18 protein-coding genes, 1 pseudogene and 1 riboswitch are annotated in these 16,738 nt (G+C 27.8%); of the genes and pseudogenes, 12 read left to right on the top strand and 7 right to left on the bottom strand.

Annotated features, from left to right (window positions below; genetic code table 11):
• The first annotated feature begins 91 nt into the window (after window positions 1–91).
• The 4 genes from AVBRAN_RS07180 to AVBRAN_RS07165 all read left to right on the top strand — a co-directional run bounded on the left by AVBRAN_RS07180 (window position 92) and on the right by AVBRAN_RS07165 (window position 3,369).
• Window positions 92–2,176, top strand: coding sequence for a carbon starvation CstA family protein (locus tag AVBRAN_RS07180; protein ID WP_214118304.1), 2,085 nt, complete (start codon window positions 92–94; stop codon window positions 2,174–2,176).
• Complete coding sequence (locus AVBRAN_RS07175; RefSeq protein ID WP_214118306.1) at window positions 2,157–2,315, top strand: YbdD/YjiX family protein; 159 nt, start codon at window positions 2,157–2,159, stop codon at window positions 2,313–2,315. Before AVBRAN_RS07180 ends, AVBRAN_RS07175 begins: the two co-directional genes overlap by 20 nt.
• Before the next feature lie 180 nt (window positions 2,316–2,495).
• Window positions 2,496–2,873: a TM2 domain-containing protein gene (locus tag AVBRAN_RS07170; RefSeq protein WP_214118308.1), complete on the top strand. Its 378-nt coding sequence runs from the start codon at window positions 2,496–2,498 to the stop codon at window positions 2,871–2,873.
• A 181-nt stretch (window positions 2,874–3,054) separates the two neighbouring features.
• The gene (locus tag AVBRAN_RS07165) at window positions 3,055–3,369 is read left to right on the top strand and encodes a hypothetical protein (protein ID WP_239802923.1); all 315 of its coding nucleotides are present in this window, start codon (window positions 3,055–3,057) and stop codon (window positions 3,367–3,369) included.
• Between the two features lie 182 nt (window positions 3,370–3,551).
• Here AVBRAN_RS07165 and AVBRAN_RS07160 read toward each other — a convergent pair whose 3' ends face one another.
• Window positions 3,552–4,160: a LysE family transporter gene (locus AVBRAN_RS07160; RefSeq protein WP_239802922.1), complete on the bottom strand. Its 609-nt coding sequence runs from the start codon at window positions 4,158–4,160 to the stop codon at window positions 3,552–3,554.
• 54 nt (window positions 4,161–4,214) lie between these two features.
• On the opposite strand from AVBRAN_RS07160, the gene AVBRAN_RS07155 reads away from it, so the two are divergent.
• From AVBRAN_RS07155 to AVBRAN_RS11060, 3 genes are read left to right on the top strand one after another with little or no spacing between them, the layout of a single operon-like run.
• Window positions 4,215–4,736, top strand: coding sequence for a thermonuclease family protein (locus AVBRAN_RS07155; protein WP_239802921.1), 522 nt, complete (start codon window positions 4,215–4,217; stop codon window positions 4,734–4,736).
• Between the two features lie 54 nt (window positions 4,737–4,790).
• Window positions 4,791–4,946 carry a CstA-like transporter-associated (seleno)protein gene (locus AVBRAN_RS07150; protein WP_214120529.1) on the top strand — a complete coding sequence of 52 codons (156 nt, stop codon included), beginning with the start codon at window positions 4,791–4,793 and terminating at the stop codon, window positions 4,944–4,946.
• Between the two features lie 46 nt (window positions 4,947–4,992).
• Entirely contained in the window at window positions 4,993–5,124 is a 132-nt protein-coding gene (locus AVBRAN_RS11060; protein ID WP_275591981.1) for a hypothetical protein, read from the top strand.
• Between the two features lie 81 nt (window positions 5,125–5,205).
• On the opposite strand, the gene AVBRAN_RS07145 is transcribed toward AVBRAN_RS11060, so the two are convergent.
• Entirely contained in the window at window positions 5,206–6,126 is a 921-nt protein-coding gene (locus AVBRAN_RS07145; protein ID WP_239802920.1) for a bile acid:sodium symporter family protein, read from the bottom strand.
• Between the two features lie 131 nt (window positions 6,127–6,257).
• Here AVBRAN_RS07145 and polA point away from each other — a divergent pair, with 131 nt between their 5' ends.
• The 4 genes from polA to motB are packed head-to-tail and all read left to right on the top strand — an operon-like array spanning window position 6,258 to window position 11,558.
• Complete coding sequence (polA, locus tag AVBRAN_RS07140) at window positions 6,258–8,864, top strand: DNA polymerase I (protein WP_239802919.1); 2,607 nt, start codon at window positions 6,258–6,260, stop codon at window positions 8,862–8,864.
• A gap of 11 nt (window positions 8,865–8,875) precedes the next feature.
• On the top strand, window positions 8,876–10,018 hold the full coding sequence (locus tag AVBRAN_RS07135; protein WP_214120526.1) for a GGDEF domain-containing protein: 1,143 nt from the start codon (window positions 8,876–8,878) through the stop codon (window positions 10,016–10,018).
• A gap of 35 nt (window positions 10,019–10,053) precedes the next feature.
• A complete protein-coding gene (motA, locus tag AVBRAN_RS07130; protein WP_214118320.1) occupies window positions 10,054–10,827 on the top strand; it encodes a flagellar motor stator protein MotA in 774 nt (257 codons plus the stop codon).
• 2 nt (window positions 10,828–10,829) lie between these two features.
• Window positions 10,830–11,558, top strand: a complete 729-nt coding sequence (gene motB / locus AVBRAN_RS07125) for a flagellar motor protein MotB (RefSeq protein WP_214118322.1) — start codon at window positions 10,830–10,832, stop codon at window positions 11,556–11,558.
• A gap of 287 nt (window positions 11,559–11,845) precedes the next feature.
• Here motB and thiD read toward each other — a convergent pair whose 3' ends face one another.
• Genes thiD through AVBRAN_RS07100 form a run of 5 tightly spaced genes read right to left on the bottom strand, consistent with a single transcriptional unit; the run spans window position 11,846 to window position 15,588 of the window.
• Window positions 11,846–12,601: a bifunctional hydroxymethylpyrimidine kinase/phosphomethylpyrimidine kinase gene (gene thiD / locus AVBRAN_RS07120; protein WP_239802918.1), complete on the bottom strand. Its 756-nt coding sequence runs from the start codon at window positions 12,599–12,601 to the stop codon at window positions 11,846–11,848.
• Window positions 12,570–13,124, bottom strand: a complete 555-nt coding sequence (locus AVBRAN_RS07115) for a hypothetical protein (protein ID WP_239802917.1) — start codon at window positions 13,122–13,124, stop codon at window positions 12,570–12,572. The genes thiD and AVBRAN_RS07115 overlap by 32 nt, the downstream gene beginning before the upstream one ends.
• On the bottom strand, window positions 13,100–13,714 hold the full coding sequence (locus tag AVBRAN_RS07110) for a thiamine phosphate synthase (RefSeq protein WP_214150602.1): 615 nt from the start codon (window positions 13,712–13,714) through the stop codon (window positions 13,100–13,102). The genes AVBRAN_RS07115 and AVBRAN_RS07110 overlap by 25 nt, the downstream gene beginning before the upstream one ends.
• Window positions 13,698–14,477: a hydroxyethylthiazole kinase gene (gene thiM, locus AVBRAN_RS07105; protein WP_239802916.1), complete on the bottom strand. Its 780-nt coding sequence runs from the start codon at window positions 14,475–14,477 to the stop codon at window positions 13,698–13,700. Before thiM ends, AVBRAN_RS07110 begins: the two co-directional genes overlap by 17 nt.
• Window positions 14,455–15,588, bottom strand: a complete 1,134-nt coding sequence (locus AVBRAN_RS07100) for a cytosine permease (RefSeq protein ID WP_239802915.1) — start codon at window positions 15,586–15,588, stop codon at window positions 14,455–14,457. Before AVBRAN_RS07100 ends, thiM begins: the two co-directional genes overlap by 23 nt.
• A 44-nt stretch (window positions 15,589–15,632) precedes the next feature.
• A riboswitch (TPP riboswitch) is annotated at window positions 15,633–15,733 on the bottom strand.
• A gap of 216 nt (window positions 15,734–15,949) precedes the next feature.
• Between AVBRAN_RS07100 and AVBRAN_RS07095 the strand changes: the two are divergent.
• Window positions 15,950–16,726: pseudogene (locus AVBRAN_RS07095) on the top strand (putative hydro-lyase); the annotation flags it as partial.
• Window positions 16,727–16,738 lie beyond the last annotated feature (12 nt).

The following is a 16,738-nucleotide window of genomic DNA, read 5'->3' as shown; positions in this document are numbered from 1 at the left end:
AAAATTCTTATAAGTATTATAATTTTAGATTATAATACTTACTCACATTTTTAATTAGATTAAAAAATTAATTTATTTTTAAGGAGAAGCTATGAATAAGCTTTTATGGATAGTTGTTGCTATTCTTGGAGCGTTTTGTATGGGCGTTATTGCTTTAAATAATGGCGAAACAATAAATGCTGCTTGGATAGTTGTAGCTGCTGTTTGTATTTATACAATCGGCTATAGATTTTATGCTTTGTTTATAGAAACTAAGCTTTGCGGCGTTGATGCTACTAAGATTACTCCTGCTGTAGCACTTAATGATGGAAAAGACTTTGTTCCTACAAACAAATATGTTTTATTTGGCCATCACTTTGCTGCAATTGCAGGTGCAGGACCACTTGTTGGACCAATCCTAGCAGCTCAAATGGGATATTTACCTAGTGTATTATGGATATTAATTGGTGGCGTTTTAGTTGGTAGCGTGCATGATTTTGTTGTGCTTTTTGTATCAAGCAGACGCGGTGGAAAAAGTCTTGGCGAAATGATTAAAGACGAGATGGGGAATTTCGTTGGTGTTGTTTCTATGATAGGAATTTTTCTTATTATGCTAATTATCATTGCTATTTTAGCTATGGTTGTTGTAAAAGCTTTAGCACATTCTCCTTGGGGGACATTTACAATAGCTTCAACAATTCCTATTGCTATTTTTATGGGAATTTATATGAGATTTATTCGCCCAGGTGCAGTCGGAGAAGCTAGTATAATTGGCTTTGTTTTACTTATGATAGCTTTATATTTAGGAAAAGTTGTATCAAACGACCCTGATTTAGCAAGACATTTTGATTTTAGCGTTCTTGAACTTAGCTTTATAATGATGGGCTATGGAATGATAGCTGCGATTTTACCAGTTTGGTTTTTACTTGCACCAAGAGATTATCTTTCAACATTTTTAAAAATTGGTGTAATTTTGATAATGGCTATTTGTGTTGTTTTAGTTTCTCCTGAAATTAAAATGGCAAAAGTTACACATTTTATAGATGGCACAGGCCCTGTTTTTGCAGGTGGATTATTTCCATTTTTATTCATAAATATTGCTTGTGGGGCGATTTCAGGCTTTCACGCATTAATTTCTAGTGGAACAAGTCCAAAAATGCTAGAAAATGAAACACAAGCAAAAATGGTAGGCTATGGTTCAATGTTAATGGAGAGTGCGGTTGCTATTATGGCTTTAATTGCTGCTTGTATACTTCAACCTGGAGTATATTTTGCAATAAATTCAGCACCAGCAATTATAGGCACGACACTTGAGAGTGCTAGTGCAGCTATTAGTGCTTGGGGATTTAGCGTAACTCCTGCTGATATTCAAACACTTGCTAATGATATAGGTGAGAGCACTATATTAAGTAGAACAGGTGGAGCACCTACATTTGCAATAGGCTTATCATTAATTATTCACGAGCTAATCGGTGGAAAGGAAATGATGGCATTTTGGTATCACTTCGCTATTTTATTTGAAGCATTATTTATCTTAACAGCAGTTGATGCGGGAACTAGAACTTGTAGATTTATGGTTCAAGATATGTTAGGAAATGTTTATAAGCCACTTGCAAACACAAGTAATTTAGGAGCAAATATATTCGCTACTTTAATTTGTGTTGCCGGATGGGGTTGGTTCTTATATGGTGGTGCTATTGACCCACTTGGTGGAATTTATTCACTTTGGTCGCTTTTTGGCGTATCAAATCAACTTTTAGCAGTAGTTGCTATGTTTTTATGTGGCTCTGTATTTATTAAAATGGGAAAAAGAAAGTATATCTTAGCTATTGTTTTACCTGCGCTTTTTGTAATCTCAACTACATTTACAGCAGGTATTGCAAAGGTATTACCACAAAGTGAAAGCAAAATCGCAAACTCAATTTCTCACGTAGCAACAGCTCAAATTAATTTTGCTAAAGCTGATGAATTATTAGTAAAAATTAATGCAGGAGATAATAGTGAAGCGACTTTAAAAGAATTTAATAAAGCTAAACAAGTGGCACATTCTAATGTAGTAAATGCTATTTTAACGATTTTCTTCTTATTAGTTACCATAATAGTTGGAATTAAATTCGTTCTAATTTGGAAAGAAAGTTATTCTAATAGGTTTAGCATTCCACTTAAAGAAGTGGTTTATGAAAAAGCAGCTTCGTGAGTTTTTTTACGCAATGCTTGGAGCACCTGATTATGAAAAATATTTAGAGCATTTTAAGAAAATGCACCCTGATAAAACTCCTTTAACTAAAAAGGAGTTTTTCATAGAACAAACAAGCAAGCGTAAAACAAAATGCTGATAAATTTAAGTAGCTAGTTAGCTAATACAAATTATCTTTATTAGCACATATTTTTATCTTTTTTTTATAATTTTATTTTTAAAAATCTTGAATAATTATTAAATAATTTTAATCCATTAACTTCTTGTTAGCGGGGGGGGGGTATTACAATAGCTCTTTTATTTAATCAAAGGAGTCATTATGGACAAAAGTTCTTATTTAATGTTGCTTGATAATAAAATATCAAGCGAGCAAAAGTTTATGCTAAGCAATAAACTTGACAGCTTAAGTGAAGAAAAATTTAAAAATCTTTCTTGTATTAATTACAAACACCCTATATTGGCAATGAATTTAGGGTTTTTCTTCGGGATATTAGGTATTGATAGGTTTTATCAAGGTAATAGGTCTTTAGGTTTTTTAAAATTAGGAATATTTTTAATAGGCTTAATTAGTGTATTTCTTTTTATAGGGATATTTATTTTATGGGCTTTATATATTTATGTTTTAATAGATATTTATTTTGTATATAAAGCAATTCAACAAAGTAATTATCAAAAAATTTTACAAGCTATAGGCTAAGTAATAATTGGTTTTCAATACCAAATAACGGCAAAATTAGTGCAAAAGATAATAGCAAAGAACAGAATTATTAAAAGCTAAATAATTTGTAAGGTTAAATATTGCAAAGTTATTTTGCCTATATTTTGCCTTTAATCCATTTTAAAATTAAAAATAAAGAAAATAAAATTAAAGGAAAAAAATGAAAAAAAAGAAAAATATCGGTATTGGTGTTATTGTAGGTTTAATAGCTGCTAGTTTATTTAGCACTAAGGTATTTACTTTTATGTTGTATTTAAAGAATCCTAATAACCCTTATAACTCGTTGAAAAATATTGAAGCAACAATTAACTTAGTAAAAAGTGTAGGGGAATTTGATAAATTTATATCGCAAGAACGTTTAGCATTAGAACTATATGCTTCTTATGGTTTAACTTTTATCTTAGGATTTGTAATAGCGTTAATAGCATTATATTTTATGCAAAAAGCTAAGAATAAAAATAAAACACAAAACTGATTTAATATTTTTATCTTAAAGTTATAAAAACATTAAGCTCTGTTATTTTTATAACAAAGCTTAATGTATAAATAAAAATTAAAATTCTAAGATTAGACTAGTGTTTTAAATACTAGAATTTAAAATCATCAAAAAGTTAAAATTAGAAAGCGTAAAATAATAACGAAAAAGCTATTTTACGGCTAATTGATTAAAATTTTTAATAAATCATAAGCTATATAAATCATTATTAGGCTAGTTAATATTTCTATAAAAAAATATATTTTTTTATTTAAAAGTATTTTACTAATTTTACTAACTCCTAATCCTAAAGAAAAAAACCACAAAAAAGAAGCACATACACCACCTAAGAAAAATAATATCCTTTCATTTTGTTGAATATTTATAGCGTTTGCTCCAACTAAAAATATGGTATCTAAATAAACATGTGGGTTTAGTAAAGTAATTGCTAAGGTTAAAGTTATTGCTTTTTTTACACTTAATTTTTCATTATCATTTTGAAAATCACAATTAGTGTTCATAAAGGCTGATTTTAGTGAAATCATCGCATAAGTGATTAAAAATAACATACCTAAAATTGTAACTATTAAACTCATTGTTTCATTTTTTAATAATACTTTACCAACTCCAAATACTCCACAAGCAAGTAAAATAGCATCGCAAATAAAACAAATACTGCATATTAAAATTATATGATTTTTTAATATTGCTTGTTTTATTACAAACATATTTTGAGCTCCGATAGCAACAATTAATGATAATATTAATATAAAACCTTTTATAAAAACCATTGTAAAATCCTTTTAAAAATAATATTATATAAAAAAATAATTTTAAGGATTAATATGAAAAAACCAACAAAAGCACAAATGCAATTAATTAAAAAATTACCATTTAAATATCAAATAATTGCTTTAATTGTTTTTTTAGTAGTTGCAAATTTTTCTTATTTTACTTCTTTTACTAAAGAGTATTCACTAGAAAAAGTAAGTGATGGAGATACTATAGTTTTGCTTAGCAAAGGAGAAAAAATCAAAGTGAGATTTTATGGCATAGACGCACCTGAAAGCGCTCAAGAATACGGGCAATTTTGTAAAAATATGCTAAGTGATTTTCTTAAAAATAAAGATATTAAGTTAGAGATTAAAGACAAAGATAAATATGGACGGGTTGTAGGTATTGTCTATGCTAATGGCGAAGATATAAATAAAGCAATGGTAAGAAATGGTTGTGCGTGGTCGTATCAAAACTATACGAAAAAATATTTAGATGATGAAAAATACGCAAGAGCCAATAAATTAGGATTATGGCAAGGTAAAAATCCACAAAATCCAAGAGAATTTAGATTAGAGCATAAAAGAGATTGATTAGCAAATCTTTTATGTTATCTTTAGATTTTATTTTAACTTAAGGAGAAAGCTATGGGATTTTTTGATAAACTCAAAGCAGCTTGTGGTATTCCTGATTATGAAGCTTATTTAAAAGAGCATAAGGAAAAATACCCAAATGAAGAGCCTTTAAGCAAAGAAGAATTTTTAAAGCGTGAGAAAGAGCGTTTAAATTCTAATTGTGCTTGAGGTTAATTAAGAAGCAAGTTTGCTTATACAAGATTAAGGACAAGCAATGTTTAAAAAGCTTAAAGCATTTTTTAAAACAAAAACTCAAAGCTATGAAAAATACTTAGCTGAATGTGAAAAAACAGGCGAAAAGCCAAAAAGCGAAGAAGAATTTAAAACGATTAAAAAAAGTTGTTGATTATTTAAAAGAAGCTAGTTTAGTTTTACAAATTAATTTAAAATAATTCCTATTTTAAAATTAAAATAGGAATTATAAATATTAAAATCTTCTAAAAATTGTTGCTAAAATCCCACCTGAAATATTGTGCCACACGCTAAATAAAGCAGCCACAACAGCAGCTAAAGGATAAGCAGCAAAATGAGTAGTTGCTAGTGAAGCAGCTAAGCCTGAGTTTTGCATTCCTACTTCTATTGCTAGAGTTTTTTGTTTTGCTAATTCTAATTTAAAGATTTTTCCAGCAAAAAAGCCTAAAAGATAGCCTAAGACATTATGAAGCATTACAACTATTAAAATAATGCCTAAATTATCTAAGATTTTTGTTGCGTTCGCACCAACTACGCTCATTACTATAGCTACAATTCCAAAGGTTGAAATAAGTGGCAAAATATCTTGTAATTTTTCAGTAATTTTAGGTAAAAACTTATGAGCTAAAACACCTAATAAAATAGGAATAATTATCACTTGAATAATGCTAACAAACATTGAAATAGCGTTAATATCAATGCTTTTTCCAACTAATAAATAAGTAATAAATGGAGTAATTATCGGAGCTAAAATCGTAGTGCAGCTTGTAATACTAACTGATAAAGCAACATCAGCTTTTGCTAGGTAGCTAATCACATTTGAGCTAGTGCCACCAGGACAAGCACCAACTAAAGCAACACCTATTGCTAAAGCACTATCAAGTTTGAAAACAAAAATCAAAACAAAAGCTATAAAAGGCATTATTATAAATTGTGCAAAAATACCTATAATCACATCTTTAGGTCTTAAAAATAATTCCTTAAAATCACTAGCTCTAACACTAAGCCCCATTCCAAACATAATAATTCCAAGCAAATAATTAACATAACTTGTCTTAATAATATTAGAAATACTTGGATAAAACAAAGCAAAAGCAGTGCAAACTAAAACCAAAATAGCTAAATTTTTTGAAATAAAATCGCTAATTTTTTTCATAAAATCTCCTTTAAAAAACACGAAATTTATTAAATTAAACTTTAAAGTAAATTAAAAATGAAAATTAGTTTTTTATTAGTTTTATTAATTATTCTTTTGATAACATAAAGGCAAAATCAAAGGTAGAAAATATGAAAAAAATAATAGTAGTAGATACTTTAAATGTGCTATTTCGCTCTTATTATGCGATGAGGAATTTAAAAAGTGCAAAAGATGAAAAACCAATAGGAATGATATTTGGTTTATTAAATTTTATGTTAAAAATTGTTGAAGAAATTGAATGTGATTATGTAGTTTTTGCACTAGATAGCTCGGGCGGGTCATTTAGAAAAGAGCTTTTACCTGATTATAAGGCTAATAGAAAAGAATTAGAGCCTGAATTAAAAGAGCAAATTCCAGTATGTATTGAACTTATTAAAAAATCAGGATTTTTATCAATAGAAATGCCTAATTATGAAGCTGATGATATTATTGCTAGTGTTAGTAAGTTTGCTAAGCAACAAGGCTTATTTACTAGCATTTATTCAACCGATAAAGACCTTTATCAATTGCTTGATGACAATAATACCGAGTTAATTGGTAAGAATTATGAGATTATAAACGAGTTAGCTTGTATTGAGAAATTTGGAGTTAAGCCTTATCAAATGCTTGATTATTTAACCTTAGTAGGCGATAGTGCTGATAATTTTAAAGGTATTCCTGGTATTGGACCAGTTGCTGCTAAAAAACTATTAAACGAATACGATAGCCTTGATAATGTATATAAAAATCTAAATGTATTAGGCAATAAAAGTTCTCAAAAAAAATTAGCCGAACATAAAGATGATGCAGTTTTATCTAAAAAATTAGCAAAATTAGTTGATGATTTGCCTTTAGGAGATTTTCTAAGCAAGGCTAGTAAGCCAAGTATTAATATATTTAATAATATTGAAGATGAATTAAGAGAATTTGAATTATTTAAATTCTTAAAATTTATAGATAAACAAAATGAGATAAAAGAAGAAAAACAAGTAAGCTTAAAATATACAAAAACCTTATTAGATGATAAAGAAGAATTATTTAAGATTATAGACAATTTAGGTGATGAGGTTGGGTTTGACACCGAAACAACAGGGCTTAATTATGATGATAAGATAGTTGGATTTTCGTTTTGCAATCAAGATAAAAGCTATTATGTTCCAATACTACATAAAAATGCAAAAAATATTGCTAAAGAAGATGCTATAAAAGCTATAAATAAGATATTTGAAAAAGTAATAATAGGTCATAATTTAAAATTTGATTTAAAAATGCTGAAAAATGACTTAGGTATTTCATATCCAAAGAAATTTAAAGATAGTATGATAGCTGCTTGGCTACTTGATTCAAGTTCTAAATACTCACTTGATTATCTTGCTAAGGAGTATTTTGATTATACTTGTTTAGCTTATGAAGAAGTAGTTAAAAAGGGCGAAAATTTTAGCGATATTGATACCAAATTAGCTTGTGAATATGCAAGTGAAGATGCGTTTATAACTAAAGCAATTTATGAACACGCTTTTAAAAACTTAGATGATGAACGTAAAAAAGAATTTGATTTTGAATGTGAGTTTATTAAAGTTTTAATTTCTTTAGAAAATAATGGAATTACACTAAATAAAGAAAAATTATTAAATCTTCAAAATATATTAGAGCTTAATTTGAAAGAATTAGAAAATCAGATATTTAATATGGTTGGCTTAAGCTTTAATTTAAATTCTCCAAAGCAACTTAAAGAGATTTTATATGATAAATTAAAACTACCTGATAATCATAAAGGCTCAACCAATGAAGCAGCCTTGCAAAGCATAGAGCATCCTATTGCTGAATTGATTTTAGAATATAGAACCGCTAGCAAAGTCCTTAGCACTTATGTTTTACCATTGCTTGAGTTAAATGTAGATAATCAAGAGAATTTCAAAGTGCGTTCAAACTTTTTACAAACAGGCACAGCAACAGGAAGACTTAGCTCAAATAATCCAAATCTACAAAATATCCCTGCTAGAAGCAAATACGCAAGTTTTCTAAAAGAAGCTTTTATCCCGCAAACTGGCTATTCATTTATTAGTCTTGATTATTCTCAAATTGAGCTTAGAATGTTGGCTCATTTTAGCCAAGATGAAAATTTATTAAAAGCATTTTTATTTGATGAAGACATTCATACAAGAACTGCTATTGAGATTTTTGGCACGAGCGATAAAGATAAAAGAAATTATGCAAAAAGCATAAATTTTGGTCTAATTTATGGAATGGGTGCTAGAAGACTTAGTGAAGAGTTAAAAATACCATATAGTGATGCAAGTGATTATATTAAAAAATATTTTGCTTCTTTTAGTTTGATTAAAGAATATTTTGAAAATACAAAAAAACAAACAAAAGATTTAGGTTATATCAAAACGCTTTTAGGTAGGAAAAGATTTTTCAAATATACAAATGATATTAAGATAAATAATGCAAACGATAGAGAATGTATAAATAGCATTTTGCAAGGTTCGGCAGCAGATTTAATTAAATTAGCTATGATTAAGATTTATCCATATTTGAGTGAAAATGCAAAATTGATATTGCAAATTCACGATGAGTTAATTTTTGAAGTAAAAGATGAATATGTATTGGAATTTTCAAAAATAGCTCAAAATATAATGGAAAATGCTTATGGTTTAAAAGTTAAACTAAAAACGAGTTTGAGTGTTGGGAAAAGTTGGGATAAATTAAAATAAAGGGAAAGGTTATGGAAATAATATTTGCTTGGAATAAAGACTATGAAACAAATATTGATAATGTTGATAAGCAGCATTATTATTTAGTGCAATTAATAAATGAACTAGCTTTAAAATTAAGCGAAAAGAATTTAAATAAAAACGAATTAGATGAAGCTTTTAATGGTATTTTAAACTATGCTAAAGAGCATTTTTCAGAAGAAGAAATGCTAATGCAAAATGTAAATATTTATAGTGATTTTTTTCAAGAGCATAAATTAAGTCATAAAATGTTTATAGAACAAACTAAGCAATTATATGATGATGTTGGAGATGGCACTAATAAAGAAGCTGTTAAGAGTTTGTTAGAGTTTTTGATTTCTTGGCTTGCTTTTCATATTTTAGGGATTGACCAAAATATGGCAAAACAAATAGAATTAATTAATCAAGGTCTTGAAGCTAAAGAAGCTTATGAGATAGTAGTTCAAAATGAAAATAAGCAAACAGCACCTTTAGTAAAAGCTCTTAGTAATCTTTTAAATGTTGTAGTTAAGAAAAATAGCGAATTATTAGAACTTAAAAGAAATCTTGAATTAAAAGTGAAAGAGAAAACAAGAGAATTAGCAGCAACAAATCAAACTTTAAGAAGTATAGCTTTAACAGATGTATTAACAAATTTGCCAAATAGAAGACATTTATTTGAAGTTTTAGAAGTTATTTTAAATGAAGCTAAAGAAAATTCATTAATTACAAGTGGTTTAATGATTGATTTAGATAATTTTAAAGAAGTAAATGACACTTATGGACACGAAATGGGCGATAAGGTATTAAGAGAATTTTCGCAAACAATCAAAGAAACTATTAGAACTGATGATGTTTTAGCAAGACTTGGTGGAGATGAGTTTTTTGTTTTACTACCAAATACAGATATTGATGGTGCTATGTTGCTAGCAAAAACACTTTTAAATGTTACTAGAAGTTTAAATATTCAAGTAGGAAATAAGTTAGATGATAGATGGAAAAGTAGTATTAGTATAGGAGTGGCTACAATTTTGCCGACTACTATTACAAATTCTAATGATTTTATGAAAAAAACCGATTTAGCAGTGTATGCTGCTAAAAATGCTGGCAAAAATTGCATAAAAGTATATAATGAAGAAATTTTAACTAAATGAATGTAATATTTTAAGATTTAAATAAAGGAAAAAATGTGGATTTAACAACGGTCTTAGGAATGGTTTTAGCTCTTACATCTATTTGCGTAGGGGATATTTTAGAAGGTGGTAACCCATTACACCTTATTCATATTTCATCGGTTTTAATCGTTTTACCAACAGCATTTTTCTCTACTATGGTTGGAACGAATAAATATTTTATAAAAGGAGCTTTTAAAGAGCTTAAAATAGTTTTTAAAGGTAGTGGGGTTAATTTTCAAGCAAGAACCGATCAGTTAATAGAATTTGCTTCTATTGCTAGAAAAGATGGGCTTTTAGCACTTGAACCAAAAGTAGCTGAAATAGATAATCACTACTTAAAATCAGCAATGATGATGATGGTTGATGGTAAAGATGTTGAAGAAATAAAAGAAAGTATGGAGCTTGATATTTCTCATTCAGAAACTTATTATGATGAGTGTAGGGAATTCTTTTGTCGTGTAGGTGAGTCTTGTCCTACATTCGGACTTGTTGGAGCGGTGTGCGGTCTTATGCTAGCACTTCAATTACTTGATAATCCGCAAGCAATGGCGATGGGTATTGCGGGTGCATTTACGGCTACGGTTACAGGGATTTATTGTTGTTATGGAGTGTTTGTGCCTTGGGGAAACAAAATCAAAGGTAACGGACATGATTTAATAGTAGAAAAAGAGCTTATGATGGCTGGGGTAGTTGGTATAGCAGAAGGTGCAAATCCAAGAGATTTAGAGCAAAAGCTATTTTTATATTTCCCACATGGTTTAGTACCTAAATCACAATTTGGTGAATAATAATGTCTAAGAAAAAAAAGTGCCCACCAATACCAGCATGCGAGAAATGGGCTGTTCCTTTAGCAGACTTTTTCTCATTATTACTAGCGTTATTTATCGCACTTTACGCTATTGCTTCGGTAAATACTGATAAAGCAAAGGCTTTAACTAAAGAATTTGTAAAGATTTTTGATTTTCCAAGCACGCAGGTGGTAGAAAAAGAGAGTAAAACAGATGGCAAACATAGTCCATCAAATAACGAAGAATCTCGTGCTTTACAAGCTCAAAATATAAATCAGCAAGAAAGTATAGAAAAACTAAAAGCTATCTTAGATCAAAGAGAAAACCAATTTTATATGGAACTTCCTTCAATATTGTTATTTAATAAAGATGAAACTAGAGTTGCAAATAGTGATGATATTTTATATCTTAAAAGAATTAAAATGATTATGCAAGGCTTAGGAGATGGGGTTCAGCTTGAAATTCGTGGATTTAGCGATAATGATGATAGTTATTTAACAAGTTTTGATTTAGCGACTGCAAGAGCTAGAGAAGTCCTTGAGATACTTATTAAAAGCGGGGTTGATTCATCAAAACTTAGTATCAAAAGCTATGGAGCAAACAATCCTAGATTTGATAATAATAGTTTAGAATCTGCAAAAAATAATAGAGTTGAATTATATTTTAAAACTGATATAAACGATATAAAATCTCAAAAAACAATACTTGATGCAGTAGAAAAAGTTAAATAATTTTATATATATTTAAAGTTTTAAGGAATTTCAAATTCTTTTAAAGCTTTAAATATTACATTTTTACTACTTTTATCTTTTATAAATTAATAATAAAAACCTTATACTTATTTTACATATAATTAATTGTGTAATTTTGTAACAATTTTAGTTAAGTTTTTATATTTTTACTTTTTTTCACATTTTTTCACACTACATTTTCAAAAAGGAGAAAAAATGAGACCAGAAGAGTTAAGAGCTTTAATTTCAAAAAACATATTTTAAAATTAAAGCTTAAAACTATAATGCTAAAAATGATTTAATAATTTTACTTTGTAATTAAAATTAAAGCTATTTTTTAAAGCATTACTTACATAATCTTTTGCATTTTTACAAGCTGTTTTAATATTTTCGTTTAAAGCTAAATTACAAGCAATTGCAGAGCTTAGAGTACAACCCGTGCCGTGAGTTACAATATTTTTTATTTTTTTGCCTTTAAAAATCGTAATTTCACCATTTTCGCTTAAAAAATCACTTGCTTTTAAGTGTCCACCTTTTAACAAAACCTTACAATTTAGAGTTTTTTCTAGACTTTTTGCTGCATTTATTGCATCTTTTTCATTTGTGATTTTTTCGCCCAACAAAACTTCAGCTTCATATAAATTTGGAGTAATCAAATAAACATTTTTTGCAAAATCTTTTATAGTATTAATCGCCCTTTCATCAAGCAATCTTGCACCACTTGTAGATACCATTACTGGATCTAATACGATTTTACTATATCCATTTAGAGTATTTTTAACACAATTTATAATTTCTTCATTATAAAGCATTCCGATTTTTATAAAATCTATTTCGCATTCATCAAAACAAGCTTTTATTTGAGCTTTTATAAAATCTGTATCAACCCTTAAAACGCCAAAAACTCCGCTAGTATTTTGAGCAGTTAAGGCTGTAATTACACTCATTGCATACATTTTATGAGCTTGAATTGTCTTTATATCAGCTTGCAACCCAGCCCCACCAGATGGGTCACTTCCAGCTATGCTTAATATCTTTTTCATTTAATTCTCCTATGTTTTTAATATTTATTTTTGCATTTTCGCAATTTATTCCAACGCTAAAAATGTCGTTTTTATTAGCTAAATCAATTATTTTAGAGCTATCATCAATTAAAATAAATTTATTAGTATTTAGCTTATTCATACAAGTTTTTAAAGCTATTTGAGTAGTTTTTAAATATTTTCTTTCATCTTGAATGAAAACAAATTTATCTAAAATATCAAATCTTTTTAAAACAAGTTTTGCAAATGGACTAGCTGTATAAATACACTTTTTATAAGCTTTAAATTTGGCTAAAAACTCATTTACACCTATACATAAATTAGCTTCTTTGCTATAAAAATCAATGCAAGTTTTAATGATTTTTTTACTTAATTTAGTTTTGTTTAATTCATCAATTTTTTTAAGCCCATCATAAAAACTTAAATCATCTAAATTATATCCATTAGCTAATTCTTGCCAAAAGCCAACGCTATCAATGATTACGCCATCAAGGTCAATTATAAAAGAGAAATCTTTTTCCATAATTTTTCGCAATTTGCTTTATAATTTTGATTTTCATAAATCGCACTTATACAAGCTATATTTTTTATTTTAAATTCTTTTAAATTGTCTATATTTTGATAATTTAATCCTCCTATTGCCACTTTAGGAATGTTTATTTCTTGCACTATTTTTATTAGGTCATTTTTGCTTAGCATTTTTGCATCTTTTTTAGTATTGCTCTCATAAATTGCTCCAATGCCTAGATAATTTGCTCCTAATTTTAAGCCCTTTAACGCTTCTTCATAATTACTTGCACTTATTCCTAAAAACATATTTTTTGGTATTTTTAGATTTTTGTTTATATCACTTTGTCCTAGATGAATACCATCAGCATTTAGCTTAATTGCAAGTTCTAAATCATCGTTTATTATTAAAGCTACTTTTTTTATTTCACAAAGATTTTTTAATTTTAAAAGTGTATTAAGGCTATAATTGTTCGCTTTATTTCTTACTTGAAAGCAAGTTACATAATCAAATAAAATCTCACAAATATCTAATAATTCATCTTCTTTAGTGTATATATCATCACTAATTGCATAAAATCTTAAAATTTCATCTAAGTTTTTCAATTTTTATCCTTTCTTTTATGGTAGTTCCATCAATTTTGCTTAACTCATCAATTAAGTGCATTTTAAACGACATAGTGCCATTTGCTTTAGTTTCGGCTATTTCAGCACTTATGTTAAATGCACTTATACCTGTGATTACAGAATTTAATTTATCATCATTTGCCCCTACAAAAACGGCTAAGATATTGCCTAGCATACAACCTGCACCTGTGATTTTTGTTTGCATTGCCGAACCATTGCTTAGCATAAAAACATTTGTTTTATTGATGATAAAATCATTTTTACCTGTGATTACCAAAATAGTTTTATGTTTTTTAGCAAAATCAATGTATTTTTCTAAATCATTTTGATTTATTTCATCACTACTATCGCAGCCACTTGTATTTAATGTCTTATTTACTAGATAATTTATCTCGCTTGCATTGCCTTTAATTACACAAAACTTTATATTTTGCATTAAATATTTACATAAATTATTTCTTGCATTACTAACTCCTGCTGCAACGGGGTCAAAAACAATAGGAATATTTAATTCATTTGCCTTTAAGGCTGCGTTTTTATGGGCTTTTATTAGATTTTCGTTTAACTGCCCGATATTTAGCAAAACCGCATTACTAATTGTAACAATTTCACCAACTTCTTCATAAAAATCTCCCATAATAGGTGAGCCACCAACAGCTAAAATAGCGTTAGCTGAGTCATTTATCGTTACATAATTTGTAATACTTTCTACTAAAGTTTTATGATTTCTTGTTTTTTGCATAATGTTTTGATACATATTCTCCTCCTAAGGTTAAAATTAAAATGATTAAAAAAGTTAAAATTGATGCTAAAAAATCAAAATAAATCAGTATTTGATAAATTAAAAATCCAATAAACCAAATTAAAAAATTTAATTTAGCTGAATTTTTTAGTTTAAAACAATATACACATACTATAACCGATGCCATAGGTAAAAATACTGAACTTAATGTATATAAAAAATTTTCATATAAAGAAAAAGGTATAAAAATAGCTATTAATAAAGCAATAAAGATTATTAATAAAATTGTAATTTTATTACCAAATTTATTATTTATATTTTTAATACTTTCATTAGCTGAAAAAATGTCTAAATATGTTGTTGTTATTGTTGAAAAAATAATCAAAAATATTATTAACATTGATAATTTTAAAGTGATTAAAAAACTAGAAAGGTCGCTATAGTATTTCATAGTTAAATATCCAATTATATACATAAGTGAACTTCCTAGAAAATACGCGACTGAAGCTACTAAACTATCTTTTATTGGATTTTTAAAATATTTTGTATAATCACCAACTAATGCAAGCCAAGAAATTGGCATAGCAATACTTAGTTCAATAGCATTTATCAAGTTTATTTTATTAACTTCTATTTGGTTTAAATTAAGATTAATTAAGTTATAAAAAATATAAATTACTATCAAAAAAAGTATGCAAACTATAAAATTATTTATTGACATTAATAAATTTTGTTTTAAGAATAGCCATATTATTAAAAGTGATGATAACAAAATTACTACTAAGTTAAAATTTATATTTGGATATAGTCCATTTAGTAGTATTGCTGCACTCATAATCATAACTGCACTCCAGCAAATTAAAGCTAGAAAATTGCAAAATGAAAAGAATATTTTGCCATTTTGTGAGTAAAAATATTTAAGACTACCCATAGCATTGCATTTTAGTTTAGTGCTAATATACATCATAGCAAAAAATAAAATTCCACCTAAAAAATGTCCAAAAAATATAGCAAATAAAGAATCACTTAAAATAAGACCTGAAAATAAACTACCGGCTTCAATTTCAGCTAGCGAAATACTAGCTCCAAGCCACAAGAAAAAATTACTCATACAACTCTCCATAAAATCAATTTATGGGAATGCTAAGAAAGGATTAGAAAAATTTTGCATCTCCCTACGCTGGCATTACCCAAACAGGTTCAAAGGGTCAAGACTATTACGCCTACTCTCAGCTTTCGCTCCCCTAAAATCATTATTCTAATTAAAATTAGTTATGAAATAGATATATAAAATATTACAATAATTATTTGTTATATTGCAATAATTTCTTAATTTTTAATATAAATAATCAATATATTTAATACTTATTTTACATATAATTAATTGTGTAATTTTGTAACAATTTTAGTTAAGTTTTTTATATTTTTACTTTTCTTCACATTTTTTCACACTACAATTTCAAAAAGGAGAAAAAATGAGACCAGAAGAGTTAAGAGCTTTAATTTCTAAAAATGAATTTAGCAAACCTACAGCAGGGGTTTGTAAAGGTTATGTTCAAGCTAATCTTGCGATTTTGCCTAAAAGTGATGCTTATGATTTTTTATTATTTTGTCAAAGAAACCCTAAACCTTGTCCTTTAATTGAAGTCTTAGACGCGGGAGAATATCTTACAAAAACAAGTGCAAATAATGCAGATATTAGAACGAGTATTCCTAAATATAGAATATATAAAAAAGGCGAATTAGTAGAAGAGACAAGCAATATTATCAATCATTTTAAAGATGATTATGTGAGTTTTTTAATAGGTTGTTCGTTTTCATTTGAAGCAGCTTTATTAAATCACAATATACCTTTAAGACATATTGAAGAAGATCATAATGTGCCTATGTATATTACAAATATTGATTGTGCAAGTGCTGGTAAGTTTTATGGAAAAATGGTTGTTTCAATGCGACCAATTAAACATAAAGATTTAATCAAAGCTACAACCGCAACAGCTCTTTATCCTAGCGTGCATGGAGCACCTGTTCATATAGGAAATCCTAGTGTAATAGGTATTAAAGATATTAATAATCCTGATTTTGGAGACGCATCTACTATTTATCCTGATGAAGAATGTGTATTTTGGGCTTGTGGGGTAACTCCGCAAAGCATAGCACTTACTAGTAAGCCTGATATTATGATAACTCATTCTCCTGGATATATGTTTGTAACGGATAGAAAAGATAGCGAATATAGTGTGTTTTAGTATTAAAAAAAA

This window comes from Campylobacter sp. RM12651 (assembly GCF_022369475.1).
Classification (GTDB): domain Bacteria; phylum Campylobacterota; class Campylobacteria; order Campylobacterales; family Campylobacteraceae; genus Campylobacter_E.
This window is presented reverse-complemented; position numbering and strand designations above follow the sequence as displayed.

Coding starts and splice junctions, on each gene's coding strand:
- AVBRAN_RS07180 (WP_214118304.1), top strand. CDS start 92: ATGAATAAGCTTTTATGGATAGTTGTTGCTATTCTTGGAGCGTTTTGT.
- AVBRAN_RS07175 (WP_214118306.1), top strand. CDS start 2,157: ATGAAAAAGCAGCTTCGTGAGTTTTTTTACGCAATGCTTGGAGCACCT.
- AVBRAN_RS07170 (WP_214118308.1), top strand. CDS start 2,496: ATGGACAAAAGTTCTTATTTAATGTTGCTTGATAATAAAATATCAAGC.
- AVBRAN_RS07165 (WP_239802923.1), top strand. CDS start 3,055: ATGAAAAAAAAGAAAAATATCGGTATTGGTGTTATTGTAGGTTTAATA.
- AVBRAN_RS07160 (WP_239802922.1), bottom strand. CDS start 4,160: ATGGTTTTTATAAAAGGTTTTATATTAATATTATCATTAATTGTTGCT.
- AVBRAN_RS07155 (WP_239802921.1), top strand. CDS start 4,215: ATGAAAAAACCAACAAAAGCACAAATGCAATTAATTAAAAAATTACCA.
- AVBRAN_RS07150 (WP_214120529.1), top strand. CDS start 4,791: ATGGGATTTTTTGATAAACTCAAAGCAGCTTGTGGTATTCCTGATTAT.
- AVBRAN_RS11060 (WP_275591981.1), top strand. CDS start 4,993: ATGTTTAAAAAGCTTAAAGCATTTTTTAAAACAAAAACTCAAAGCTAT.
- AVBRAN_RS07145 (WP_239802920.1), bottom strand. CDS start 6,126: ATGAAAAAAATTAGCGATTTTATTTCAAAAAATTTAGCTATTTTGGTT.
- polA (WP_239802919.1), top strand. CDS start 6,258: ATGAAAAAAATAATAGTAGTAGATACTTTAAATGTGCTATTTCGCTCT.
- AVBRAN_RS07135 (WP_214120526.1), top strand. CDS start 8,876: ATGGAAATAATATTTGCTTGGAATAAAGACTATGAAACAAATATTGAT.
- motB (WP_214118322.1), top strand. CDS start 10,830: ATGTCTAAGAAAAAAAAGTGCCCACCAATACCAGCATGCGAGAAATGG.
- thiD (WP_239802918.1), bottom strand. CDS start 12,601: ATGAAAAAGATATTAAGCATAGCTGGAAGTGACCCATCTGGTGGGGCT.
- AVBRAN_RS07115 (WP_239802917.1), bottom strand. CDS start 13,124: ATGGAAAAAGATTTCTCTTTTATAATTGACCTTGATGGCGTAATCATT.
- thiM (WP_239802916.1), bottom strand. CDS start 14,477: ATGCAAAAAACAAGAAATCATAAAACTTTAGTAGAAAGTATTACAAAT.
- AVBRAN_RS07100 (WP_239802915.1), bottom strand. CDS start 15,588: ATGAGTAATTTTTTCTTGTGGCTTGGAGCTAGTATTTCGCTAGCTGAA.